The 1,246-nt window shown below is 73.1% G+C and carries 1 protein-coding gene; it reads left to right on the top strand.

Annotation, left to right across the window (positions count from 1 at the left end; genetic code table 11):
* Positions 1-1,244, top strand: a 1,244-nt coding sequence (gene mftC, locus E1289_RS37655) for a mycofactocin radical SAM maturase (RefSeq protein WP_243713490.1), incomplete at its 5' end; no start/stop codon positions are given.
* Positions 1,245-1,246 lie beyond the last annotated feature (2 nt).

The raw sequence follows: 1,246 nt of genomic DNA, 5'->3' as shown, positions 1-1,246 counted from the left end.
CCACCACGGCCGCCCCCACCACGGCGGCCCCCACCACGGGCACGCGGCTGGTCGACCTGTTCGAGCGCGGGCTCGACGCGCCGATCTGCCTGACCTGGGAACTCACCTACGCCTGCAACCTGTCGTGCGCGCACTGCCTGTCCAGCTCGGGGCGCCGCGACCCGCGCGAGCTGAGCACGGACGAGGCCAAGGCCGTCATCGACGAGCTGGAGGCCATGCAGGTCTTCTACGTCAACATCGGCGGCGGCGAGCCGACCGTGCGCCCCGACTTCTGGGAGCTGCTCGACTACGCCACCGCGCACCACGTGGGCGTGAAGTTCTCCACGAACGGCGTCCGGATCACCCCGGAGGCGGCCCGGCGGCTCGCCGCCAACGACTACGTCGACGTGCAGATCTCGCTGGACGGCGCGACCGCCGAGGTCAACGACGCGCTGCGCGGGCCCGGCTCCTACGACACCGCCGTCCGCGCGATGCGCAACCTCGCCGACGCCGGCATGCGGAACTTCAAGCTGTCGGTCGTGTGCACCCGGCACAACATCCCGCAGATGGACGCGTTCAAGGCGCTCGCCGACGAGCACGGCGCCCAGCTCCGCCTCACCCGGCTGCGCCCCTCCGGCCGCGGCGCCGACGTGTGGGACGAGCTGCACCCCACGAGCGGCCAGCAGCGCGAGCTGTACGACTGGCTGGTCGCGCACGGCGACAGCGTGCTGACCGGCGACTCCTTCTTCCACCTGTCCGCCTACGGCGAGCCCCTGCCGGGCCTGAACATGTGCGGCGCGGGCCGGGTGGTGTGCCTCATCGACCCGGTCGGCGACGTGTACGCCTGCCCCTTCGCGATCCACGACGAGTTCCTGGCGGGCAACACCCGGCAGCCGGGGGGCTTCACCCGCATCTGGCGCGAGTCGGAGCTGTTCCGCGACCTCCGGCAGCCGCAGAACGGTGGCGCGTGCAGCTCCTGCGCCTTCTACGACACGTGCAAGGGCGGCTGCATGGCCGCCAAGTTCTTCACCGGCCTGCCGCTGGACGGCCCCGACCCCGAGTGCGTCCAGGGACACGGCGAGAAGCTGCTCGCGGGCCGTCCCGAGGACCGCGCCGGGATTCCCAGGCCGTCCGCCGACCACTCGCACCGCACCGCCCCCGCCCGCGGGCGGGCGGTCCCGGTCACGCTGCTGCGCAGGCCGCCGGAACGTCCCCCCGTGAGCGCCTGCGAGGAGAACCCCCTCGCCGGACTGCGCATCCCCTGACC

It is taken from the genome of Actinomadura sp. 6K520 (genome assembly GCF_004349245.1).
In the GTDB taxonomy this organism is placed as follows: Bacteria; Actinomycetota; Actinomycetes; order Streptosporangiales; family Streptosporangiaceae; genus Spirillospora.
The sequence above is the reverse complement of the archived record's forward strand: the minus strand, read 5'-3'. Positions and strand labels throughout refer to the sequence as shown.